Origin of the sequence: Flavobacterium difficile (assembly GCF_011392115.1) — a bacterium.
In the GTDB taxonomy this organism is placed as follows: Bacteria; Bacteroidota; Bacteroidia; order Flavobacteriales; family Flavobacteriaceae; genus Flavobacterium; species Flavobacterium difficile.
In genome coordinates this window covers 436,403-460,164 of sequence record NZ_JAAJBT010000002.1, presented here as the reverse complement: position 1 = coordinate 460,164, position 23,762 = coordinate 436,403, and the positions used below count along the sequence as shown (strand labels likewise).

Sequence of the window (23,762 nt, the reverse complement as noted above, 5' to 3'; positions counted from 1 at the left end):
CTGAAACGTATTTAGGTAAATAATACACTAACCTTTTGTTTTCCATACGCTATTTACCTGTAAAATCCCTCTCCAAATCACCTCTTCACCCTGTCACCTCGACTACCTTTCTCCTCATCTCCAAATCAACTTCCCAACACTTTGCTATTAGTTTTTTTCCACCTCAACGGATGTTGGAATAAAGGTTTTTAAATCTGTCGTTTCATAAGTGATTTCTAAAGAACCTCCACTGGCGCCCATATCGTCTTCTGTAAATCCACGAAACGTTATGATAAAATTTCCATTTGGTCGTTGGCTAAATTGTGCGCCGGAACGGTCTGCAGGAGAACTGTATTCTTTTGCTATTGACTTAATGGCTTTTGTTAATTTCTTAAACTGACTTTTAGTTAATTTAGAATAGCCATTTCCTAAATCGATAAACTCGTTATTTTTGAATAAAACGTAGGTGTAGTGTGAACTTGCACCTGTACCACAACCGCCGTAAATAGTAATAATATTTCTTTTAAAATCTTCAATATACGAGGCACACATTCCAGACGAATTATAAATTAAATAATTAAAACTGTCGGTAAAAGTAGAATCCTTCTCGATGAATAATTTATCCACTTTATTAATTTTATCTCTTAAAGTGAACTCCTCGTATTCGTCTTTTTTGTCTAAATCTTTTACGCTGATGGGTTTTTCGTTTACAACCGTATATTCTGAAAGGTATTTTTTTACAAAATCGTACAATACAGAATTTGGAAGTTTTTGTAGTTCTCCTAATTGTAATTCCGAATTTTCATCTATGTATCTTAACCTTTCAATTTCATTCACCACATACAAATGTTTGTAAAACTCATATTTTTCTATCGGATCTTTAATTGTTTTTCCTATTGCTTCTAATTCTTCCGAATTAAAATTGCTTTTGTAATCTACTGTGTTTGGTGTAGTTTGTGCGAAAACACTAGTTAGGGCAACTAGTAGTAAAAGTGTAAGTGTTTTTTTCATGGGTTTTGGTTTATTTACATTTATAAGGATCAATATCTCCAGCAACTAAATCTTCTAAACTAGAATAACATAAATCTAATTTTTTAGATGTAATAAAATTTATTTTAACATTAACTTCTAAACCTCTATTACTATCTGGTGCAGATAAGGTTTTGTCTTGATGTGCTGGAATATTATTTACTATTAAATACTCTGTTTTAAAAACTGAACCATTTTCTTTTAAGTATTCCACCTGAATTTCACATTCATCAATTTTATAATCTGTATTGTTATATAAAGTAATTTCTAAATTTGTAATACCTCCTAAAGCATCAACTGTATACTCATTTGTTTGAGCATTTACTTTTGATGTAATGGAATTTCTTGCATCTCTTTTTTTATTTTCTTCTGAATTAGAATCATCAACAACAGATGCTGAACTATCTACAACACTATCAATAGATTCAGTTTCAAAATTATCTTCAGATTTTGTTTCGTTCAAACTTGAAAATATGATTAGTCCAATTATTACAATTAAAAAAAATAAAGCAATCTTTTGAATAAAATTTAAACCACTTGATTTTTTAGTAATTATTGGCGGTGGTGCAGTTTTCTTAATGGGTGGCGGTGTAGCATTTAAAATACTTGCTAATTCAGTTACACTACTAGCTTCTACCCAATCTGGGAAACCTTCGCACCAAACAGGAGTGTTTTTAGTAATTCCTTTTGCTTTTAATTCTTCAATTGTAAATGGTCCAATGCTTTCAGAACCATTTTGTAAATAATACTTGTTCATTTTTTAATTATATGATTTTAAAGGTATTAGATATTATCATTTAAAATAAACGTAAAAAAAGTTGTGTAAAATTGATTTAATATATACGACTAACAAATCTCTTTTCTTTATCGCTATTCCATTGTACTTGGTAAGTTTTACCATTTATTTGGTCCAATAGTATAAAATTATAAGTGTTCTCTGTTTTGTAAAGTGTAAACCTTCCTTTTATTTCCTGTTCATCTGAATATAAAAGTGAATATGAATTTAAGATTAGTTCTCCTTGAAAACCATCATCATTAGATATATTGAAATGCACTTGCCACATTTTTCCATTTCTTGTGTCTAATTTAATAAATGTCCACATATTTTGTGTTGGAAATAATTGATAAATAGCATTTTCAGAAATTTGTTTTTGTTCAGAAATATTAGTTTCATTTATTTTGTTTTGACCAAAAGAAACCAACGTAATTAATACTAGTGTAAGTGTAAAAAATCTTGTTTTCATATTAGTTTGTCGTTTAGTTTATATTTTATTTTTTAACAATCAATTCAATTACTCGTTGGCTAAGCACGACTTTACCCAGGTTAAAAGCGTTTCTATTAATTGTTGGTTTACAGAGTATTTTTGCATTATTAATATTTTAATTTTGGCTACTTTATTTTATCCCAGCGACTTTTAAAATCATCATTATTTAAAGAATAACGATTCATGATTGCTCTTGTTCTATATTCTTTAATTAATAATTCGGTTTCATTACTATTACAAATGAAATACTCTGGTTCTGTCATTTTATCTCCATTTAAATTAACAAAAACATAAAAACATCCAGACTTAACCTTTTGTTTTACAATTGGCCAACCAACATTTTTTTGTTTAAATATTGCCTTTACTTGTATAATAAATTGCTTATCATTTTTCTCAGCCAATATATCAATAGCTTTTGCATTACCCATTGTAATACCAACTGTATAACCTCTTCTTAATAGTTCAGCAGCAACAAAATACTCGCCTGAAAGTCCTGTACTACTTGATTGTATTTCAGCCATATTTATAAATTATATGGATCATTTTCTAACGTATGCACTGCTAGCTTATCAATCTTTTCCTCATACCATTTCAGACATAAACCACGATGATTTCCTCTTCTTACTTTTGCTAATGGTAGCTCCATAATATAATCAATAGAATTATCTACTTTCATAATATTAAAAAATTCTGTTCTAGCACTAAATATATCTCTAATGCTACTTATTATTATATCTACTGGCTGATTGTCATCATAAAATTTTTTACAATCTTGAATAATTTTTTTTGTATCAGAAGCTGAGTTTATGTAAATTCTAATTAGATTTTTATTGTTATCCAATCCTTCTAATATTAGTCTAAAATCACCATTAGTAACAGTTGGAGGATAATTCCAATTTGCAACATTTCTAAATCCTTTTGTAGTAATTAGTGTAGCTGCTAATCTATTTAGACTTCCTGTTTTTCCGGTGTTAGGAGCGCCGCCTAGTAATAAGTATTTCATTTTAATTTAATTTAAGATTTTTCTAGTGTCAAATTGTAAGTTACTGACCTTAATAACTTCTTATTCTTATTTTGTATTTTATTTCTTGATATTGGTGATTATGTAATACATTTTTAAATATTGAATTAGTAAGTAAATCCCTCAAAACATATTTATTGGGATGTTTTTTTCTTTTATGTCCATAATTTAAGATGTAACATGGAATATTTGATAATTCATTCGGAAAAAATCTCCAATTATTCCATGAGCCATGGTGTGGTACTTGAAAAAGTAACGTTTTATCAATATAATAAGATGAATAGTAATTATAAAATGGATAGTAATCTTCATCTTTCTTTAAAAAAGAATCACCAGTTAATAACGTACCTGATTTTCTTCTATTAATTGGAAAATGAAAAGAATTACGAATTGAAACTCTAATTCTATTTAAATTTTCATTGGCTATTGGTCCATGAAAAACAGAAAGAGAAGAATAATTTAAATCGCCATTAATATGTTTTCTATAAATGTTTTTTATGTTTGGAATAAATGTTTTATCAAATAATGACGACAGTTTGTTATCTTTTGTTTTATTTAATAATTCTTCTATTTCTCTTTGGAAATTAATTATTTCTGTTGGATTACCAAAGTTTTTCAAGTAAAAAATAAACTCCCAAAACTCATTGTAAATTGAAATTTTAAAAGGTAACGAGTAATATTTTGCCTTTTCAGAAAAAACATAATCTTTACCTTCTTGGATTTTTACTTTACTTTTAAAATCTTTATCCTCTTCTTTCTGGATTAAATCAAATGCTGATTTTAGATTTTCAAAATTAGAATTTTCTGTTGGAGATTTTGGCTCTGGTGCTTTAAAATCAGAATTATTGTCATCTTCATTTTGAATAATCAAAACTTCATTAATTTCAAATTTATCTGTATTTAAAAGATATGAAACAGGATCTTTTAAAAACGAAATATATTCATCACTTGAATCGTAATTAGAAAGTAATGTTAATCTGGTAATTGGTGAATAATATGGAATAATAACTTTTTCACATGTAATTCCAGTTAGGAGTTCACTAAGTCCATTAACATGATCCTCATCAAAATGAGAAATCATTAATAAATCAATTTTTTTAAAAATTCTTTTAAATTTAGTAATAGAGTCAAGTAAGAATTTTCTTGAGCTAACAGTACCACAATCATAAACTATTACAAATTCTTCTTCATTTTTTTTAATTGAGCCGCCATAAAAACATCCTTGCCCAACTGGATAAAATTTGAACTCTCCTTCAATCATATAAGTACTTTTTTTTTAAAGTTATCCCAAACAAATGTGCGTTGTATTTCTGGTATGGCAATATCGCCCGACATTACCCAGGTTAAAACGTTTCTATTAAGTGTTGGGTTATATAGCATTTTTGCAAATTGTATTCTATATATTAAAAGGCTCTAGTTATTATTATTTTAACAAACGCGAAATGAATCTAGCTCGAGGAGAGTCAAAGTCAGGAGACTTTGTGCAGCGGGCTAGTAAATTGTAAAATTATTTTTTAGGTCTCAACCCTGAACCTATTCCTTTCTTAACTTCTTCAGTAAGAGCAATTCTTTTTCTTTCTTCATCTAGCCTTCTTTTCTCTTGCTCTCTCCTAATTCTCTCTTCCTGTTCTTTTTTAATTCTCTCTTCGTCACTCATAATTTAGAAATTTAATTTTGTTATAAATAGTATTATAAAGATCATTCCAGTCATGAAACTTAATAATGAACTAAAATTAAAAAGAGTCGTAAAAAAATCAAAAAACTTCTTAAAACAATCGTACTTCTTATAGTCGCTTTCAAACTCTTTTTTTTCTAATTCCCTAACTTCTTGGATTGAATACATTATATCAAATCTATTTGCATAATAACCTGTAATTTGAGACAACAGATTAATTATTACTGCTATTGCAAAAAAAACACATCCAATGTAAACTTGGGTTTTGTTTATTTCTTTAAAATTTTCAAAAAAACTCATAGAAAGCGCAATGCCACCACTTGATAAGGTTATAATTAATATATCAAATCTTTCCAAAGAATATTTTGCTCTACTTTCAGCAGTCTTTATATATTCATTTAGATTATTAATATGTTTCTTTTTTTTCTTTCCCATTATTAATTTTTCTCAATAATCTTTACTTTTTCTTTTATTGACACATAAAACTCATATACCATAAATATATCTAGCTCTTTTAAACTGTGGTATCTAATTTAGATTTTAGTTTTAGAGCTATAAGGTTGACTATTTTATCAAACTTAAACGAAGTCTGGTGACTTCGCTAGGCGGGATAATCATTTTCTTAACTTACTAAATAGAATTTATAAATTTTCAGCTTCTTCCTCATTATTAACAAATTTTGAAAGTCCTTGTTCTATAATCATTTGAACATCTTCGATTGATTTAATATCTTTAATTTGTTCATATTTTGGATAAATTTTCTTTAAGATATTTTTAAACTGATTTATATTTATGTTTTTATCATTCATTTCTAAAGACATAGTTATTTCATCTTTTTGAGATAAGTATGGCTCGTATAATTTATGATATGAATTTCCAATTGCACCTGAAAAAGGAAATAATATTGGCTTAATCCTACCTCCATGAAGGATTTGGTCAACTGCAATACCTGGATAAGGGTCAATATAAAAAATAATTCTAATTCCTAATTGATATGCTTTTTTTGAACATAGTTCACAAGGACTTGCAGTTGTAAAGAGTATCCCATGTTCAACTCCTAATCCACCAGATTTAGTTAGTTGAAGCATGGCGTTTTCTTCGGCATGTAAAGATCTTGTATGTACTTGATTTGATTCTCCTTCATAATGATTATGAATAGATTTAAAACAAAATGAACAATTTTTACCATTTAGTTCCTCTTTTTTATCATTGTAATCTTGTTCAAAATAATCAATTATTGCCTCTTTAAAATTTGAAACAGCACTATTTTTATACTTATAGTCTGATGTACTTGTAGGATTTCCTTTTTCAAATTCACTATAATGAACGCTATTCGAAATATTATCGTTAAAATAATCCTCTACATTTCTTAAATTACAGGGTGTATGACCTTTTGCAACATCATTCCAACCAATAGATTTTGCTACAAAATTTTTATCTGTAATTACAGCGCCTACCTGTCTTGAAATACAACCTGAATTCAATTTTGCGGTGTATGCTATCTGCATATTTCTTTCACTTGCACTTGGAGTTATCAATCCTGGCTGATAAATTAGTGAAATAAGTTTCATTAATTGTTCTTCTCTAGTCAAAAAAGTGTTCGAAATCTTTTCTTTTTCAATGAAAGTAACACCATTTTCTATTTCAAATAAATCTAAGAAAGTATCTATTTGATCAACTTTCAAATTAAAAATATGATAATCGCTTTTCTGAATACAATTTTCTACGTTTGGTGAAGTAAATATTCCTTTTGAAAAATCTTTGTTTTTATATTCAGTTTCGTCTAAATCAATTAACTTTTCTACTAGTTCATGACGCTCATTATCGTTAGGTATTTTTTTTAGAAATCTTTCGTCTAATCTTTCTCTTGAATTCTCAATAATATCCTTGGTCGCAATCATATAAAATGCAGAATAACGTTCTTTAAAAAAAGTAATCTCTAAAGAATTTCTAAGCGAATCGATTGCAATTTTTGTTGATTTATTTTCTAAATCATTGAATTTTTTTCTTGCCTTTATTATTTTATTTATTAACTCAGCAATCGTATAAACATTATTTGGGTCAGTATTACTGTCAATAGCAGATTTTTTTGACAATCTAATATTACATGAAATAGAATGTAACAAACAAGTTCTTCTAAAATAGTTCCCATCATCTTCTAAAACATGCATAAAATCATTAGTAAATTCAATAAACTCTTCACCAAAAAAAATTTTATTTAACAAAAGTAAACTTTCACTTTTTTTTATTTTTTCGAAACTAACTAACTCATTAATCTCAACTAATAAAGTTTTATACTTTGCAAAAACTTCTTCTAAATCAGTAAACTTTTTTTTAACTAACTCTTTATTATCCTCAGCTTTATTTTCTTTATAATATTTATTTAATAGATTGCTAATTTTTAAGAAATCACTTCCTGTTTTTTTTATAATGTATAATAATAAAACTTTTTTATACTCAATAATATCATATTGTTGCCAATTGTTACCATAGGATAAATAATTCTTTGTAATTTCAAACTTTCTTTTAAAAACTGGGTCAGAAAAACTTTCTGATTCTCTTAGTCCTTTACTTAAATTATTAAAATCTTTACTCAGTAAATCTGATATTTGTGAGCATCCAGAACCAGTTCTACCCGTAAGTCCTATTATTGTAAAATCTGTCCTATTTTTATAAAGTTCTTTTAATTTCATTTTTTCTAACTATTTCCTATAATTATTATTTCATTCTCTATTAACAAATAAAACTCATAAACCATTTAGTTAATTACCTTATCTCTGTTGTTCATTTATTTTTAATCATTTAAAACCTTATCAATCTCCCCCATAATCATATCCGTCTCACTCAACGCTACAATAATCTTTTGATAATGTTATATATCTAAAGTACACACTCAAAAACCCCAATAACCCTCAAACTACTCAAGTCATCTTCTTCTAATACTATTTCACTATACTCTTCATTATGTGTTAGAGGTTTCAAAATAATAGATTTGTGATTCCAAGAATCATTTTCAATATTTTTAATACTTCTATATTCTTTTACTGTATAGCTAGAACCAAAATCTGGGTCTTGTATATTGGTGTGTTCTACTAAAACAATTTTTCCATCTCTTGAGCCGCCTGAATATTTTCTGAATAAGCAAATTGAACCATTTGGTATGATTTTATTCATAGATTCTCCTTTGATTTTACAAGCAAATAAATCATTTGATGGTTTATATTGTTTTGGCAAAGTTGTCCATTCGCAATCAGTTACAGTTTGCAATTCACTGAAATTTCCAGCTGCAACTTTCAAGTCATAAATTGGAATACTATTTACATAAGGAATTACTTCACTTTCTTCTAAAATAATAGTTTCTTGTTGAGCTTTTATTTGAGGTATAAATTGAGAAAAATAATCTCTTAAGTTTTTGTCGCAAGCGTATACATAAGTTCCTTTAATTCCTCTCAGCATTATGGTTTTATATATATTGACAATGAAATCTTTTAATTCTTCAGGGTCAAGAATAGATTGCTTTCCATTAACATCATAATAATTTTCTTTTAGAATTATAATTTGATTAGTAGCTTTATCATAGCTAATCTCATTTCCAAAAATTATTCCAGTATAATTTAAATCATATCCTTGCGTTGTATGAATACATCCCACTTCGTTTATTGAATCTTTAGAATTAACCCAATCAATATTTGTACTATTCCATTTTAATTTTGTACTTCCAATTTGAATATCAAAATCTTGTTTAGAATCCTTTTTGTTTGTCATCCATGGCCAAGAATACCCTGCAACAAGTCTTGCTAAACCAGTTTCGGCATCTCTTGATTTAATCTGATTGACCATTTCATCAATAGAATCAAAAAGAATAAATTCATATTCTTTTGAATTAAAAACATTATCAGATTTATCAAGATTACATCTTAAAAGATTCCCTATATACTTTACATAGTCATTACCTCCTTTTACTCTAAACTGAGATTTTAAATATTCAGTTTTTGAATAACTATTGGCTTTCATTATATCAAAACTTTCCTTTTTAACATCAGATGGTTTTATAGATTGATTTTCATCATAAAAATAAATCGCAGTTTCAGATTGTTTCTTTATCCAATCTAATTCATTACAAGTATGTTTATCTAAATTTAACTTCTCACATACAACATCAAAAGCTCTAAAATAAGCTCCAAGATTTACTCTTCTTCGTAATCGATGTGATTCATCAACCACAACAATATCAAAAGTATCTTTAATAATTTCTGCTGGTCCGATTACCATATTTGCATTAAGTCCTTTGATATTCTTAAAAACTTTCTTCAAAGTAGTTCTAAAAGAAGACATTGGAACAACTAATGCCATTTTTGGATTAGGGTATTTCTTTTTTAACTCAAAAACAATCTCCATGAATTCGAATTCGTCATTTCCAAACTCTTCAAAATTAAAATCCTCATTGGATGTATTTAGTAACTTAAATAGAAAGATTGCTAAAATCGTTTTACCTGTTCCTGCACCACCTTCTATAATAATATTTTTATAAGTATTATCTAACAGGTTTTTCATTATCATCAATAAACTATTCTTTTGTTCGGATGATAGCGTTTTATAAGGTGAGTATTTAAACAAGTCAGAATTATCTATAAAATCAATAGGATGTTTTGCAATTCCAACAGAACGTAAATTATCCCAAATAGATTTAAAAATATCCCAATAAACTTCTTTCTTCTGATAATAATTATGATTTGCCAATCCAACATTTCCATTAATCAATTTGTATTGACCATCACCAGAAATGTATTTTATAAGATTAGATTCAATATCTAATGTTGCAGATTTATTAAACTTTTCACTAGATATTAAATGGACTGCAGATAATTTATTTTTTTTATTGTTTTTTAAATGACTGCTCATCCTTGCATAAGCATCTGTAGTTTCACCTACATAAGCTTCATTTATTGTACCATCGCTTAAAATATAAACTATGGGCCATAAATCTTTTGCATAATGATTACTATTAAACTCATCGAATAAACTTGAATCAAAATCAAATTTTTCAATTGAAAATACTCGATTTTTGATCATAGTTCATCATACTTTTTTGCAGTTCCTTTTGCTTTATAAACTGGGTATTTCTCTGCGTTTATTTTAATTTTTTCTAAAACGATGTCAAATATATCTAAGCCATGTTTTTCAGCTAATAAAAAAGAAAATGAAAGTATATCTGCTAACTCTTCTTTTATTTTTTCTGTTTTCACATTCTCTGCATCTTCACCATTCTTCCATAAGAATACTTCATTTAATTCTGCTGACTCAATAGAAATAGCTAATGCCAAATTTTTTGAATCATGAAACTGTTTCCAATCTCTATCATCTCTAAACTTCGTCAATGCTTTTATAACTTCATTATACTTATCCATATTACTAAATATTTCCCCAAACTTACCAATTTAAAACCTTACCTACAATAGGTAGTTCTACCTGTTTTTGGGTTGTTGGTTGTAGGTAGTTTTATTTGGTTTTTGGTTGGCTATAAATATATGCAAAGTGTCGTTTACAATTTTACGGTTTTCCGTACAAATGTTTACGGTTTTAAAAATTTGTAAAAAAAATTAAAAATGAGGACAATAAAAATTAAAAAAAACCGCCGATACAACTTAAATGCACAAGGCAAAGCAGAGCGCTTTTCCCTACAATCCAACTTATGAGTCTATGTGTTTTGAAGTACGAAGTTAGAAGTTGGAAGTTGGAAGTACGAAACTAGAAACTAGAAGTTAGAAGTTAGAAGTACGATTTAGACTTGGCGTGAGGTATTGAAACGATCCCGAATTTTCTAGACAGTATGACAAAAATGAGGGTAAGATTGTGAAAGTAGTTAGCTTGAGTCCCGAAGCTTCGGGAGAAAAACTAAATGGTAATGGTTAGCCACGAATTTTCGGATTTATCGGATTTAAAATCTTGAAGATTTTATGCTTGGCGACTTTGCTGTTTTGAGTGAGTTCCGTAGTTTCAGGACAGGATGACAAGATTGAGGGTAAGATTGTGGAAGTAGTTGGCTTGAGTCCCGAAGCATCGGGAGACAAACTATAAACAAACTTATGTACACTATTTAGAGCGAAGCGTCTTTACCCTCAATCCAACTTATGTGTCTATGTGTTTTGAAGTACGAAGTTAGAAGAACGAAGTACGAAACTAGAAGAACGAAGTACGAAACTAGAAGTTAGAAACTTGAAATTAGAAGTACGATTTAGGCTTGGCGTGAGGTACTGAAACGAGTTCAGTATGACAAAATTAGGGTAAGATTGTGGAAGTAGTTGGCTTGAGTCTTGAAGCATCGGGAGACAAACTGTAAGCAAACTTATGTGTCTATGTGTTTTGAAGTACGAAGTTAGAAGTTAGAAGTTAGAAGTACGATTTAGGCTTGGCGTGAGGTACTGAAACGAGTTCAGTATGACAAAAATGAGGGTAAGTTTGTGGAAGAAGTTGGTTTGAGTCCCGAAGCATCGGGAGAAAAACTATAAGCAAACTTATGTGTTCTATTTGGAGCAAAGCGTCTTTACCCTCAATCCAACTTATGTGCCTATGTGTTTTGAAGTTAGAAGTACGAAGTTAGAAACTAGAAGTTAGAAGTTAGAAGTACGATTTAGGCTTGGCGTGAGGTACTGAAACGAGTTCAGTATGACAAAAATGAGGGTAAGATTGTGGAAGTAGTTGGCTTGAGTCCCGAAGCATCGGGAGACAAACTGTATGCAATCCAAAATCCTTTTATTCCTTTCCATCTGCATGCAAAAAACTTCGTGACTTTGTGTCTTTGTGGCAAAAAAAATTCTTTTCATCCTTTCCATCTGTGTGCAAAAAAAAACTTCGTGACTTTGTGTCTTCGTGGCAAAAAACTTCGTGTCTTCGTGGCAAATAAAAATGCACATGACAATTATCAGCATTTAACTGCCCTACTCTTCGTATATTTGAATAACATAAAAAAACACAATTATGATCAATCAAATATTAGAAACCTGCGATTTTATAAAAGAGCAAACTAACTTCACTCCAGAATATGGAGTGGTTTTAGGTTCTGGATTAGGTAATTTTTCGGAAGACATTAAAATAAAATTCACACTACCCTACGCTGCAATTCCTAATTTTCCTGTTGCTACAGTTGCTGGACATAGAGGGGCGCTTTTGTTTGGTACCATTGGAACCAAAAAAATTGTGGCCATGCAAGGGCGTTTTCATTATTACGAAGGTTACAACATGAAAGAAGTCACTTTTCCTATTCGGGTAATGAAGGCGTTAGGGGTATCGAAATTAATTGTGTCCAACGCTTCGGGCGGTGTGAATTCAAAGTATAAAGTGGGTTCAATTGTATTGCTTACCAATCACATCAACATGATGCCCGAACATCCTTTAAGAGGTGCAAATGATGAAAGATTAGGGCCACGATTTGTAAACATGAGCGAACCTTACAGCCCTCATATGATTGCAAAAGTTAAAGAAATCGCGACAAACTATAAGGTGGAAGTCCATGAAGGAGTTTATGTTGCACTTCAAGGTCCAACTTATGAGACACTTTCCGAATATAAAATGATTAAAAATATTGGCGGTGATTGTGTTGGAATGAGCACGGTTCCAGAAGTGATTGTAGCCAGACACATGGATATGGAAACTTTCGGAATTTCAGTCATTACCGATATGGGAAATGAAGAAAATATAGAAACCGTTACGCATGAAGAGGTTTTAAAAGCAGCTAAAATGGCAGAACCTAACGTAAGGTTGTTAATTAAAGAATTGATTCGTTTGTATTGATATTTGGAATTTACAATGTAGGCTTTAGTATTTAAGTGAGATACTGAAATAATCCCGATGTTTCGGGATAGTAGGACAATCTGTAGTATTATTTTTAGCCACGAATTTTCGAATTTATCGGATTAAAAAAACTTAAAGATTTTATGCTTAGGGTGAGATACTTTCGAGATAACAAACTGTACGCAATCCAAAATCCTTTCCATCCTTCCCATCTGCGCGCAAAAAAAACTTCGTTACTTTGTGTCTTCGTGGTAAAAAAATACACATGACAATTATCATACTTTAATTTTATCAAACCTCCTAATTTTGGAGTAAATTCTGAAGTTATGATCTCATTAATTCAAAAATACAATGTTCCTGGTCCGAGATATACCAGTTATCCTACGGTTCCGTTTTGGGATGAAGAAAAATTCACAGAGCAACAATGGATACATGATGTAAAAGAAACATTTAAAATTAGCAATCAAACCGATGGCATCAGTTTGTACATTCATTTGCCTTTTTGTGAAAGTTTATGCACGTTTTGTGGCTGTAACAAACGAATTACTAAACGTCATGAAGTCGAATTGCCCTACATTCAAGCAGTAATTAAAGAATGGCGCATGTATTGTAATTTGTTTTCAAGAAAACCAAATATTAAAGAGATTCATTTAGGTGGAGGCACGCCAACTTTCTTTTCAGTCGAGAATTTAACGCTTCTGATTCATGGGATTTTTGAAACGGCTAATAAAGCCACAAATTACATCTTCAGTTTTGAAGGACATCCGAACAATACTACCAAAGAACATTTACAAACTTTATACGATTTAGGATTTAGAAGAGTAAGTTTTGGTGTGCAAGATTATAGTCCGAAAGTGCAAGAAGCCATTCACAGAATGCAATCGTTTCATAATGTTTCGAAAGTGACATTATTGGCAAAAGAAATTGGTTATACTTCCATTGGGCACGATTTAATTTACGGCTTGCCTTTCCAGACTTTAGAAAATGTGGAAGATACTATTCTGAAAACCAAATCTTTATTACCAGATAGAATTTCATTTTACAGTTATGCGCATGTGCCGTGGTTAAAAGGAAACGGACAACGTGGCTTTAACGACGAAGACATTCCGCAAAGCGAGGCCAAACGACAATTGTACGAATTAGGTAAGAAAATGTTACTTGAAATTGGCTATGTAGAAATTGGCATGGATCATTTCGCGTTACCTTCAGATGAAATGTATTTGGCCTTTACAAACAAAACCTTACATCGTAATTTTATGGGCTACACCGCCTCCAAAACGGATGTAATGATAGGTTTAGGCGTATCATCAATTAGCGATAGCTGGAACAGTTTTGCTCAGAACGAGAAGTCTTTAGATGCGTATTATATAAAAATTAATGCAAATACATTACCGGTTTTCAGAGGGCATCATTTAACAAATGAAGATTTAATTATCCGACAACATATCCTAAATTTAATGTGTCATTTTGAAACTTCTTGGGAAAATGAAAGCCAATTTTTTCCAGAAATATACGAGGTTTTAGATAGTCTTTACGAAATGCAACAAGATGGTTTATTAGTCATTCAAGATAAAAAACTAACGGTTACCGATTTAGGAAAAGCTTACGTAAGAAATATTTGCATGGCTTTCGATTTAAGATTGAAAAAAGTCGCACCACAAACGGAATTGTTTTCTATGACGATATGATATTTGGGATTTGGAATTTACGATTTACGAAAAGGACAATGTGGTTAAACATTGCAGAAGTGGTTTGCTTGAGTCCCGGAACTTCGGGAGACAAACTAAATGGTATTTGTTAGCCACGAATTTTCGAATTTTTGGAAATAGAAAATCTTAAAAATTATAAACTTTGCGACTTTGCCTGAGATCCTTTCAGGATGACAAGTTTGAGGGTAAGATTATGGAAGATGATTATGAGATTCCTCCGAAGTCGGAATGACAAACTCTACGCTATCCAAAAACCTTTTAATCTTTTCAATCTGCGTGCAAAAAAGACTTTACGCCTTTGCGCCTTTGTGGCAAGAAAAAAACTTTGCGAGCAATAACTAATGGCAATTCGCTTCCGATTGAATATGTAAATTCATGACACTTGGAGAAATATAAGGAATATTTAAACCGAAACCTCTTAGAACAAATAGAATACCTATACAAATAATCAGTATTGGAATTACTTTTTGAAATTGAGAATAAAATGAAAACTGTGTGGTTTTTAAGAAATTCACCAAAACCATCATAAGTGGAATAGTACCTAATCCGAATAGCGTCATGTACAAGCTTCCTAAAAAAACGTTATTCATGGCCATGGCTCCGAATAGCGCCACATACACCATTCCGCAAGGCAAATACCCATTAAACAAACCAATTAGAAATAAGGACTTATAACTTTTCTTTTTAAATTGGAGTCCTAATTGGGTTTTAACCCTCGAAATGATTTTATAAATGGGTTTAGAGAAATTGTATTGTGCTAATTTTTTTTCAGGAACTATGGCAATTACTATCATCAAAACGCCGACTACTATTGATAATTGTTGTTGCAATCCAGCTAAGAAAAATCCTGCTCCCAAAAATCCGAATAGTACACCTAATGAAGTGTAAGCCGTTACTCGACCCATTTGATAGGTACTAATTTGCAACCATTTTTTCATAGGATTGTTATTATCCACTGGAATCATCATTGCAATTGGTCCACACATGCCCACGCAGTGCAAACTACTAATAAATCCGAAAAGAAGCGCAGAATAAAGCATTGGTTAAGTAAAAAGTAAAAGTGTTTCTATATGACTAACTTAGTTTGTCAAAAACGTTATGAAATCAAATTCCAAATCGTAAATCGTAAATCAAAAATAGACTGTTTCTTTGTTTAGATATGTCAGCTCCTCTACTTTCCAATTTATAGATATTTCCCATAGACCGCCAATCAATTTATGTTTAGGTATGAGCATTATTGGACTTGACAAAGAAATTTTCGTTTCAAAATCCAACTTTTGGTTTGACGGTCTGTATAGGGAAATAGTTCCATTTATGTTTTTATAATCGATAGCTGCAGGAAAAATAATTTGTATGCCTTCTGCTGTTTTTTCAATTTTTAATTTTGTTTTCAATGCGTTGGAAAGGGTTTGACTTTCAATATCACGTTGCACGTTACTTTCTTGTTTGTAGTAATCGTCTGCCACTAATTCGTTATCGTATTTCGAGTTCGATTGTACTAAAAACACAAAAAATAGTATAAAAGTCATAAAACTTCCAAAGCCAATGACTACACCTGTTCCCCAATTGATTTTCATTTTTGTAAATTTTATTTGTTAGTGGTCAAAAATGTTATCGCTTATCATTTGGAATTTGCTTAAGCAAAAAACTTTAGTTAGCGATTTCATGATTTTTTTATTTTAATTAAATGTTCTTGGACCAAGGAAATTTGTAGAAATGGTTTGAATCACTTTATCACCTTGATGCACTTCTATATTTATTTTTGTATTGTCAGTTTCTAATAAAACACCTGGAATTTCAACAAATAAAGTTCCCGTTGCGGCGCTTGCTTTTTCTACGTGAAGGATAGGATTTCCTACCAATTTTAACTTTCCTTCCTTCGGATTGATTAACTTAAACGTGATGTTTTTTAAATTATCGTTCGTTTTATTAATGATTCGATACGTGTACACATTACTAATATTTTTTCCTTTTTCTTCATACAACTGACCTGATAAACGTAATATTTTGGTGTCGACTTCAGTTCGTAATAATATCATAGAAACCATAACTGTGGTTAAAATGACTAAAACCGCAATATATCCTTTCATTCTAGTGGTGAGTTGGAACTTTTCTTTTTTGGTAATTTCCACTTCACTTGCGTAGCGAATTAAACCTTTTGGTAAGTTCACTTTTTCCATCATTACATCGCATTCGTCCATACAAGCCGTGCAGTTCGTACATTCTAATTGCGTACCGTGACGAATATCAATTCCGGTCGGACAAACATTTACACATTGATGGCAATCGATACAATCGCCTAATTTTAAAGCTTGTCGGTCTTCATTTTTTTTAATTTTAGCTCTACCGTTTTCATTCTCACCACGAACATAATCATAGGCCACCACAATCGATTTGTTATCTAAAAGTACGCCTTGCAATCTTCCGTAAGGACAAGCGATGATGCAAACTTGTTCTCTAAACCAGGTAAAAACGAAATAGAAAATACCGGTAAAAATAGAAAGTACAATTAAGGTTTTTACATGACTTAAAGGTCCTTCAACAATCATCGCTTCTAGTGTATCACTTCCAACCAAATAAGCTAAAAACACATTCGCTATGACAAATGAAATGATTAAAAAAAACGTCCATTTTAAGACACGTTTTCTAATTTTTTCTGCATTCCATTCTTGGTTTTCTAATTTGATTTGCGCACCTCTATCGCCATCTATCCAGTATTCAATTCGTCTGAAAACCATTTCCATAAAAATAGTTTGAGGACAAAACCAGCCACAAAAAACACGACCAAATGCTACAGTGAATAAAGTTAAACCTACCACACCCGTTATCATTAAAACCACCACTAAATAAAAATCTTGTGGCCAAAAGGGCATTCCGAAAATATTAAATCTTCGATCTAAAACATTAAATAATAAGAACTGATTGCCGTTAATTTTTATAAACGGACTTGATAGCAAAAGAAGTAATAGCACATAACTCAGTAATTTTCTTCTTTCATAAAACTTACCCTGAGGTTTTTTAGGAAAAATGAATTTTCTTTTTCCTTTTTCGTTTATGGTTCCGATGGAATCTCGGAAACTATCGTCTTCTATATTTGACATCACTTTTTATATTTTGCATTTCTGCTGCAACAAATTTGGATGTAACACCCTTACATCCAAATGATTATTATTTATTTTTTGTTACGGTATCTGTAAGTACTACATCTGCAGTTGGCGTTTTAGCTACTCTATTTTCTTCCCAAACTTCACCTTCAGGAGCTTTTCCATCTGCAGGTTTTGTTCCCTGTAGCGACAATACATAACTGGCCACTTTTTGAATTTCAGTGGGTTTTAAACTCTCTTTCCAAGCCACCATTCCTTTTCCTGGTCGGCCTCCTTCAGAAATTGTTTTGAATAAATTTTTAATTCCACCACCTAAAATCCAACTCGTGTCTGTTAAATTGGGGCCAATTGCTCCACCTCCATTGGCTTTATGACAAAGAACACAGTTAGTTGTAAAAATTGCTTTTCCTTCTGCAAGAGCAGCTTCTTCGGTTAATAGCGTAACTTTATCAACATTCATTAAATCTGGAGCTGTTTTATTGTATGCTGCTATTTCTTTTTCTGCTAAAGTATTGTCTAGTACATATTCTTGATCTTGCGTATAATCTCCCACAATATGAAAACGAACTAAATACACTAAAGCAAATACAATCGTGGCGTAAAACAAACCTGTAAACCAAGGTGGCAAACCATTATCAAGCTCTTTAATACCATCATAATCGTGGTCTAATTGAATGTCTTTTTCCTGCTCTATGGGTTTTAAAGCTGAAATTTTAAACATCCATTTTTTAAACGTCTCGGTTTGAGTAAAGGGTTTAGCACTTTCGATATCAAATTTTACTTTGTCTTCTTCGGATAAAAGATGATAGGAAACACTGTCTAATGCTTTCATTATTACTTCAACGGTAATAAACATGAATATTAAAAACACATGTATTATGGGTACAATCGGGTATTTTAGAAAAGCAGGTCTGTCGCCAGAATCAATAAAATATTCTGTTAAAGCAAAAACCATTGCATAAAAAAATGGAAACCTAACGTATACTGGAATATATTTTCTCATTGTTTTGAATTTTTAGTTTTCGTTAAAAGGTAATTCACTCATAATTTTTACTTGTTCTTTGCTGTATGACAAAGCATAAATTAGATAAGAAACAAAAATGGTAAAGAAAATTACTAGAGATATAATGGGGAATATTTCCACCCCATTGATACCTTCCATGTTGTGTTTGACAAATTTTAACATCTCTTATTTTTTAACTTTAATATCGGTTCCTAAACGTTGTAAGTAAGCAATTAAGGCTACAATTTCTCTGTCTTTCATTTGTACAAATTTTTCACCGGTAAGTTTTGCTTTTTCTTTACTTGCTGCGTAAGATTTAGAGAAATTTGGATCTGTTTCTAAACCTTTTTCAATTTCAAGTGCTTGTTTTTCGATACTTGTAAAAGCATTGGCAATGTCAGCATCTGTATAAGGAACCCCTAAGGTTTTCATGACACTCATTTTTTTCTGAATGTCGTCATGCTTCATTTTTTTATTATCAAACATCCATTTGTACGCTGGCATGATAGAACCCGTAGTTGTGGCTTGTGGATTCCACATGTGACTAAAGTGCCAACTGTGAGGATATTTTCCACCTACTCGCATTAAATCTGGTCCCGTTCTTTTAGAACCCCATAAGAAAGGATGGTCGTAAACATATTCTCCAGATTTAGAATATTCTCCGTAACGTTTTACTTCACTTCTAAACGGACGAACTAATTGTGAGTGGCAGTTGTTACAGCCTTCACGGATATATAAATCTCTTCCTTCTAATTCTAAGGGCGAATAAGGCTTTACACTTGTAATGGTTGCGATATTAGATTTTACAATCAACATAGGTACAATTTGAATTAAACCTCCAATCGAAACGGCAACCACAGTTAAAATAGTAAATTGAACCGGTTTGCGTTCTAACCAAGCGTGCACTTTTTCATTTCTTAATCGGTTTGATGCTAGGGTTGGTAAAGCTGCTGCTTGTGCCTCTTCATCTGCAACTGGTGCACCTGCTTTAACCGTTTTTATTACATTATATACACCCACTAAAACTCCGGCTAAGTATAAAACACCACCCACAGAACGCATCGCATACATAGGCATAATTTCTACAACCGTATCCATAAATTGTCCGTAAACTAATGTTCCGTCTTCATTAAATTGTTTCCACATTAACGATTGCACAAAACCAGCTACATACATGGGTAATGCATATAAAATGATTCCTAAGGTTCCAATCCAGAAATGGAAATTGGCTAATTTTTCAGAATATAATTTTGTTTTCGTAATACGTGGAATAATCCAATAAATCATACCAAAAGTCATGAAACCATTCCAAGCTAAAGCACCAACATGCACGTGTGCCACGATCCAGTCTGTAAAGTGTGCAATAGCATTTACATTTTTAAGAGATAACATAGGCCCTTCGAATGTTGCCATTCCGTAACCTGTTACTCCAACTACGAAGAATTTTAAAACCGCATCTGTTCTTACTTTGTCCCAAGCGCCTCTTAATGTTAATAAGCCATTAATCATACCACCCCATGAAGGTGCAATTAACATGATTGAGAAAACTACTCCTAAGTTTTGTGCCCAATCTGGTAAGGTTGAATACAATAAGTGATGAGGTCCTGCCCAGATGTATAAGAAAATTAACGACCAAAAGTGAATGATTGACAATCTGTATGAATACACTGGTCTGTTCGCTGCTTTTGGTAAGAAATAATACATCAACCCTAAGAAAGGCGTGGTTAAGAAAAACGCAACGGCATTGTGTCCGTACCACCACTGAACTAAGGCATCTTGCACTCCAGCATAAACTGAATAACTTTTCGTTAAAGAAACCGGAATGGCTAAACTGTTAACGATGTGTAATAAAGCCACTGCTACAAATGTGGCGATGTAAAACCAAATGGCTACATAAATATGACGTTCTCTTCTTTTGATAATTGTACCAATCATGTTGATTCCGAAGGCTACCCAAACTATGGCAATTGCAATATCAAAAGGCCATTCTAATTCGGCATATTCTTTTGAAGTGGTAATTCCCATTGGTAATGTAATGGCCGCTCCTAAAATGATCAGTTGCCATCCCCAAAAGTTGACTTGACTTAAAAAGTCGCTATACATTCTGGCTTTTAGTAAACGTTGTAAAGAGTAATACACTCCAGCGAAAACCGCATTTCCAACGAAGGCAAAAATTACTGCATTGGTGTGTAAAGGTCTTAATCTTCCATAACTTAACCACGGAATCCCGTCTGTTAAATTAGGAAACAGATAAAAGAACGCTACTAATAATCCTACTGACATTCCGACTACTCCAAAAAGTAGTGACGCATAAATAAAATTACGAACGATTTTATTATCATAACGAAATTGTTGCATTTCCATAATTACTGATTATTTATTTAGTTTTAGTTTTTTTCAATTCATCGTCAAATAGCATGCGCACAGAAGGGGTGTAATCGTCATCAAATTGTCCGCTTCTTACGGCTAAAATGAAAGTAATTAAAAACACAATGGCTATTATAATGCTAATGGTTATAAGGAAATATATGATACTCATACCTCTATAAGTTTTAAACAAAGTTAGATTAGTGGTGATTCAATAAATATGACATTTGTCATGTAATGGATTTATTTTTATTTACGATTTACGATTTACGATTTATGATTTACGATTTATGATTTACGATTTATGATTTACGATTTACGATTTGGGATTTACGTTTTAGGATTTGATTTTTTTTCCATAAAACTTACTAAAAATAGTTACGAAACTTACGATGGTAATGGCGCTCATAGGCATGATAATCGCAGCAAACAAAGGAGACAGCTTTCCTGTTAAAGCAAAAGTTAATCCGACTGCATTGTATACTAGTGATAGGCCAAAACTCATATATATGGTCTTCATCGCATTTTTAGAATATTGGATGTAATCAAACAGTTTATGAAATTGCGACGCATCCATAATTCCATCACAAGCGGGAGAAAACACATTTACATTTTCAGACAGTGCAATTCCTATATTACTTTGCGCTAAAGCTCCGGCATCGTTTAAACCATCGCCAATCATCATTACATTTTTGCCTTCTTTTTGTAAAGCTTCAATGAATTCTAATTTTTGTTCGGGTTTCTGATTGAAAACTAATTTGGTAGATTCTGGCAAAATGGTTTGTAAAAATGCTCTTTCTCCATCGTTATCACCTGAAAGCACAATCGTTTGAAAATGGTTTCTATTTAATTGATAAAACAAATCGTGTAAACCTTCTCTATACTGGTGATTGAATACAAAATACCCTTTGTACGAATTATCAATTTCAACATGAACTTTGGTGTTTTTATCTTGTTCCAACAAATTCGGATTCTTCATTAAGGGTAACGAACCTATTTTATAAGTAACCTCATCAATTGTAGCCAACATTCCTTTCCCCACAATTTCTTCGTAATTAGAAATTTCAGTTACCTGCGATTGTGGTAAAAATTCATATAATTTTCGACTTAAAGGATGATTAGAATTTCGTACGATACTTTTAATTTTTGCAAATTCAAGTTGTGATAAGGTTTCACCCACATAATCAATATTCGATTTTAGTGAAGAAGTAATCGTTCCTGTTTTATCAAAAACTAACGTGTCTACTTTGGCCATTTGTTCGATTACTTGAGCGTTTTTTAAATACAACTTGTTGTTTCCCATAATTCGTAGCACGTTTCCTAAAGTAAAAGGAGCGGTTAAAGCTAAGGCACATGGACAAGCTACAATCAAAACAGCTGTGAACACATTAAAAGCCATATAGGCATCAATAAACCACCAAAAAATAAGGGAACCGAAAGCTAAAACTAATAAAGCAGGTGTAAAAAACTGACTGACTTTATCTGTAATTGATTTGTGCTTTTGATCTATCTTTTTCTGAAAAACATCGTTGCTCCATAATTGGGTTAAGTAACTTTGTGAAACAGAAAACAAGACTTCCATTTCAATAATTCCACCCATTTGTTTGCCACCTGCAAAGACTTTATCACCCGATTTTTTTTCAATCGGAACGGCTTCACCTGTTACAAAACTATAATCTAAAGCTGTTTTTGGAGAAATTAGAATCCCATCCACAGGAATTAATTCTTGGTTACGAATGATTAGTCGGTCGCCTTTTTCAATATCATAAATCTGACAAGGTGCTTCTTCGCCATTTTGATTGATTTTGGTTACTGCAATAGGAAAATACGATTTATAATCACGTTCAAAAGACAAGAAATCGTAGGTTTTTTGTTGGAATAATTTCCCTAATAACATAAAGAAAACCAAACCCGTTAAACTGTCGAAAAAGCCTTGACCATAATCGAAAGTAATATCAATCACACTTCGTACAAACATTACAATTATTCCTAAAGCAATAGGAATATCAATGTTTAGCATGTTCGATTTGATACTTTTATAAGCAGAAATGTAATACCCACTTGCCGAATACAAAAAAGAAGGTAACGATAAAAAGAAGATTAAGGTTCTAAAGAAATTCCGGTATTTGTTAATCCAAAATTCATCGACTTCAAAATATTCGGGAAACGATAACAGCATGATGTTCCCGAAACAGAAAAAAGCAATTCCTAGTTTATAAATTAAACTTCGGTCGATTTCTTTTTTACCGGTTTCGTAATTTTCTAAACTGATATACGGCTCGTAACCAATAGAAGACAATATGTACACAATTTCTTTAAGCGAAGTAGTTTCAGGATTATAGATAATTCTGACTTTTTTCTGTGTAAAATTGACTTGAGAAGTACTTATTCCCTTTTGAAGTTTTTGTAAATTTTCCAAAATCCAAATGCATGAACTGCAGTGAATATGTGGTATGTACAAGGAAACAATATGTGTTCCATTTTCTTTAAATTCCAATAATTTGGATTGAATTTTCTCATCATCTAAAAAATCATATTTTCCATTAATTTCTACTGGTGTTGCTCCTGGAGCCGATTGAAAATCGTAATAACACGTTAAATCGTTTTGACTAAAAATTTCGTATACTGTTTGGCATCCTACACAGCAGAAACCTTTGGCGTCAAATTGTATTTCTTCCTTTGTAGCATATGTTTTACCACAATGAAAACAATTTTTATTGTCCATAATAATGCTCATTTTACCTTCAACAAAGGTTAAATTTTGTTTATAAGTAAAATATGATATTTGTCATACTATTCGTAAATTTGTACAGATTTCA

General features: G+C 31.3%; 21 protein-coding genes. 2 read left to right on the top strand and 19 right to left on the bottom strand.

Annotation, left to right across the window (positions count from 1 at the left end; all coding sequences use genetic code 11):
• Nucleotides 1-147: 147 nt before the first annotated feature.
• From G4D72_RS05040 to G4D72_RS04990, 11 genes are all read right to left on the bottom strand, one after another.
• On the bottom strand, nucleotides 148-990 hold the full coding sequence (locus G4D72_RS05040) for a hypothetical protein (protein ID WP_166076529.1): 843 nt from the start codon (nucleotides 988-990) through the stop codon (nucleotides 148-150).
• Between the two features lie 10 nt (nucleotides 991-1,000).
• The gene (locus tag G4D72_RS05035; RefSeq protein WP_166076528.1) at nucleotides 1,001-1,765 is read right to left on the bottom strand and encodes a DUF4339 domain-containing protein; all 765 of its coding nucleotides are present in this window, start codon (nucleotides 1,763-1,765) and stop codon (nucleotides 1,001-1,003) included.
• Nucleotides 1,766-1,841: 76 nt separating this feature from the next.
• Entirely contained in the window at nucleotides 1,842-2,252 is a 411-nt protein-coding gene (locus G4D72_RS05030) for a hypothetical protein (protein ID WP_207784860.1), read from the bottom strand.
• Nucleotides 2,253-2,398: 146 nt separating this feature from the next.
• Nucleotides 2,399-2,794, bottom strand: a complete 396-nt coding sequence (locus G4D72_RS05025) for a PDDEXK-like family protein (protein WP_166076527.1) — start codon at nucleotides 2,792-2,794, stop codon at nucleotides 2,399-2,401.
• 2 nt (nucleotides 2,795-2,796) lie between these two features.
• Nucleotides 2,797-3,276, bottom strand: a complete 480-nt coding sequence (locus tag G4D72_RS05020) for a hypothetical protein (RefSeq protein WP_166076526.1) — start codon at nucleotides 3,274-3,276, stop codon at nucleotides 2,797-2,799.
• A gap of 49 nt (nucleotides 3,277-3,325) precedes the next feature.
• Nucleotides 3,326-4,555 (bottom strand): MBL fold metallo-hydrolase, encoded by a 1,230-nt coding sequence (locus G4D72_RS05015; protein ID WP_166076525.1) that lies wholly within the window; start codon nucleotides 4,553-4,555, stop codon nucleotides 3,326-3,328.
• Between the two features lie 246 nt (nucleotides 4,556-4,801).
• On the bottom strand, nucleotides 4,802-4,951 hold the full coding sequence (locus tag G4D72_RS05010; RefSeq protein WP_166076524.1) for a hypothetical protein: 150 nt from the start codon (nucleotides 4,949-4,951) through the stop codon (nucleotides 4,802-4,804).
• Between the two features lie 3 nt (nucleotides 4,952-4,954).
• A complete protein-coding gene (locus G4D72_RS05005) occupies nucleotides 4,955-5,404 on the bottom strand; it encodes a hypothetical protein (protein ID WP_166076523.1) in 450 nt (149 codons plus the stop codon).
• Between the two features lie 206 nt (nucleotides 5,405-5,610).
• Entirely contained in the window at nucleotides 5,611-7,662 is a 2,052-nt protein-coding gene (locus G4D72_RS13390; RefSeq protein WP_166076522.1) for a cytidine/deoxycytidylate deaminase family protein, read from the bottom strand.
• 187 nt (nucleotides 7,663-7,849) lie between these two features.
• Nucleotides 7,850-10,042 carry a DNA/RNA helicase domain-containing protein gene (locus G4D72_RS04995; protein WP_166076521.1) on the bottom strand — a complete coding sequence of 731 codons (2,193 nt, stop codon included), beginning with the start codon at nucleotides 10,040-10,042 and terminating at the stop codon, nucleotides 7,850-7,852.
• A complete protein-coding gene (locus G4D72_RS04990) occupies nucleotides 10,039-10,377 on the bottom strand; it encodes a nucleotide pyrophosphohydrolase (protein WP_166076520.1) in 339 nt (112 codons plus the stop codon). The genes G4D72_RS04995 and G4D72_RS04990 overlap by 4 nt, the downstream gene beginning before the upstream one ends.
• A 1,570-nt stretch (nucleotides 10,378-11,947) precedes the next feature.
• Here G4D72_RS04990 and G4D72_RS04985 point away from each other — a divergent pair.
• On the top strand, nucleotides 11,948-12,760 hold the full coding sequence (locus G4D72_RS04985) for a purine-nucleoside phosphorylase (RefSeq protein WP_166076519.1): 813 nt from the start codon (nucleotides 11,948-11,950) through the stop codon (nucleotides 12,758-12,760).
• A 326-nt stretch (nucleotides 12,761-13,086) separates the two neighbouring features.
• Nucleotides 13,087-14,448 carry an oxygen-independent coproporphyrinogen III oxidase gene (hemN, locus tag G4D72_RS04980; RefSeq protein ID WP_166076518.1) on the top strand — a complete coding sequence of 454 codons (1,362 nt, stop codon included), beginning with the start codon at nucleotides 13,087-13,089 and terminating at the stop codon, nucleotides 14,446-14,448.
• Nucleotides 14,449-14,807: 359 nt separating this feature from the next.
• Here hemN and G4D72_RS04975 read toward each other — a convergent pair whose 3' ends face one another.
• The 8 genes from G4D72_RS04975 to G4D72_RS04940 form a co-directional block, all read right to left on the bottom strand.
• A complete protein-coding gene (locus tag G4D72_RS04975; RefSeq protein WP_166076517.1) occupies nucleotides 14,808-15,509 on the bottom strand; it encodes a sulfite exporter TauE/SafE family protein in 702 nt (233 codons plus the stop codon).
• 90 nt (nucleotides 15,510-15,599) lie between these two features.
• Entirely contained in the window at nucleotides 15,600-16,046 is a 447-nt protein-coding gene (locus G4D72_RS04970) for a FixH family protein (protein WP_166076516.1), read from the bottom strand.
• Nucleotides 16,047-16,148: 102 nt separating this feature from the next.
• The gene (ccoG, locus tag G4D72_RS04965) at nucleotides 16,149-17,570 is read right to left on the bottom strand and encodes a cytochrome c oxidase accessory protein CcoG (protein ID WP_166076515.1); all 1,422 of its coding nucleotides are present in this window, start codon (nucleotides 17,568-17,570) and stop codon (nucleotides 16,149-16,151) included.
• A 67-nt stretch (nucleotides 17,571-17,637) separates the two neighbouring features.
• Entirely contained in the window at nucleotides 17,638-18,576 is a 939-nt protein-coding gene (locus G4D72_RS04960; protein WP_166076514.1) for a cbb3-type cytochrome c oxidase N-terminal domain-containing protein, read from the bottom strand.
• 12 nt (nucleotides 18,577-18,588) lie between these two features.
• Complete coding sequence (locus G4D72_RS04955; RefSeq protein ID WP_166076513.1) at nucleotides 18,589-18,759, bottom strand: CcoQ/FixQ family Cbb3-type cytochrome c oxidase assembly chaperone; 171 nt, start codon at nucleotides 18,757-18,759, stop codon at nucleotides 18,589-18,591.
• 3 nt (nucleotides 18,760-18,762) lie between these two features.
• Complete coding sequence (gene ccoN, locus G4D72_RS04950) at nucleotides 18,763-20,940, bottom strand: cytochrome-c oxidase, cbb3-type subunit I (protein WP_166076512.1); 2,178 nt, start codon at nucleotides 20,938-20,940, stop codon at nucleotides 18,763-18,765.
• Nucleotides 20,941-20,953: 13 nt separating this feature from the next.
• Nucleotides 20,954-21,115, bottom strand: coding sequence for a cbb3-type cytochrome oxidase assembly protein CcoS (gene ccoS / locus G4D72_RS04945; RefSeq protein ID WP_166076511.1), 162 nt, complete (start codon nucleotides 21,113-21,115; stop codon nucleotides 20,954-20,956).
• Between the two features lie 165 nt (nucleotides 21,116-21,280).
• On the bottom strand, nucleotides 21,281-23,668 hold the full coding sequence (locus tag G4D72_RS04940) for a heavy metal translocating P-type ATPase (protein WP_166076753.1): 2,388 nt from the start codon (nucleotides 23,666-23,668) through the stop codon (nucleotides 21,281-21,283).
• Between the last annotated feature and the right edge of the window lie 94 nt (nucleotides 23,669-23,762).

What these genes read in the sequence shown, in the direction of transcription:
- G4D72_RS05040 (WP_166076529.1), bottom strand. Translation starts at nt 990, where the DNA reads ATGAAAAAAACACTTACACTTTTACTACTAGTTGCCCTAACTAGTGTT.
- G4D72_RS05035 (WP_166076528.1), bottom strand. Translation starts at nt 1,765, where the DNA reads ATGAACAAGTATTATTTACAAAATGGTTCTGAAAGCATTGGACCATTT.
- G4D72_RS05030 (WP_207784860.1), bottom strand. Translation starts at nt 2,252, where the DNA reads ATGAAAACAAGATTTTTTACACTTACACTAGTATTAATTACGTTGGTT.
- G4D72_RS05025 (WP_166076527.1), bottom strand. Translation starts at nt 2,794, where the DNA reads ATGGCTGAAATACAATCAAGTAGTACAGGACTTTCAGGCGAGTATTTT.
- G4D72_RS05020 (WP_166076526.1), bottom strand. Translation starts at nt 3,276, where the DNA reads ATGAAATACTTATTACTAGGCGGCGCTCCTAACACCGGAAAAACAGGA.
- G4D72_RS05015 (WP_166076525.1), bottom strand. Translation starts at nt 4,555, where the DNA reads ATGATTGAAGGAGAGTTCAAATTTTATCCAGTTGGGCAAGGATGTTTT.
- G4D72_RS05010 (WP_166076524.1), bottom strand. Translation starts at nt 4,951, where the DNA reads ATGAGTGACGAAGAGAGAATTAAAAAAGAACAGGAAGAGAGAATTAGG.
- G4D72_RS05005 (WP_166076523.1), bottom strand. Translation starts at nt 5,404, where the DNA reads ATGGGAAAGAAAAAAAAGAAACATATTAATAATCTAAATGAATATATA.
- G4D72_RS13390 (WP_166076522.1), bottom strand. Translation starts at nt 7,662, where the DNA reads ATGAAATTAAAAGAACTTTATAAAAATAGGACAGATTTTACAATAATA.
- G4D72_RS04995 (WP_166076521.1), bottom strand. Translation starts at nt 10,042, where the DNA reads ATGATCAAAAATCGAGTATTTTCAATTGAAAAATTTGATTTTGATTCA.
- G4D72_RS04990 (WP_166076520.1), bottom strand. Translation starts at nt 10,377, where the DNA reads ATGGATAAGTATAATGAAGTTATAAAAGCATTGACGAAGTTTAGAGAT.
- G4D72_RS04985 (WP_166076519.1), top strand. Translation starts at nt 11,948, where the DNA reads ATGATCAATCAAATATTAGAAACCTGCGATTTTATAAAAGAGCAAACT.
- hemN (WP_166076518.1), top strand. Translation starts at nt 13,087, where the DNA reads ATGATCTCATTAATTCAAAAATACAATGTTCCTGGTCCGAGATATACC.
- G4D72_RS04975 (WP_166076517.1), bottom strand. Translation starts at nt 15,509, where the DNA reads ATGCTTTATTCTGCGCTTCTTTTCGGATTTATTAGTAGTTTGCACTGC.
- G4D72_RS04970 (WP_166076516.1), bottom strand. Translation starts at nt 16,046, where the DNA reads ATGAAAATCAATTGGGGAACAGGTGTAGTCATTGGCTTTGGAAGTTTT.
- ccoG (WP_166076515.1), bottom strand. Translation starts at nt 17,570, where the DNA reads ATGTCAAATATAGAAGACGATAGTTTCCGAGATTCCATCGGAACCATA.
- G4D72_RS04960 (WP_166076514.1), bottom strand. Translation starts at nt 18,576, where the DNA reads ATGAGAAAATATATTCCAGTATACGTTAGGTTTCCATTTTTTTATGCA.
- G4D72_RS04955 (WP_166076513.1), bottom strand. Translation starts at nt 18,759, where the DNA reads ATGTTAAAATTTGTCAAACACAACATGGAAGGTATCAATGGGGTGGAA.
- ccoN (WP_166076512.1), bottom strand. Translation starts at nt 20,940, where the DNA reads ATGGAAATGCAACAATTTCGTTATGATAATAAAATCGTTCGTAATTTT.
- ccoS (WP_166076511.1), bottom strand. Translation starts at nt 21,115, where the DNA reads ATGAGTATCATATATTTCCTTATAACCATTAGCATTATAATAGCCATT.
- G4D72_RS04940 (WP_166076753.1), bottom strand. Translation starts at nt 23,668, where the DNA reads ATGGACAATAAAAATTGTTTTCATTGTGGTAAAACATATGCTACAAAG.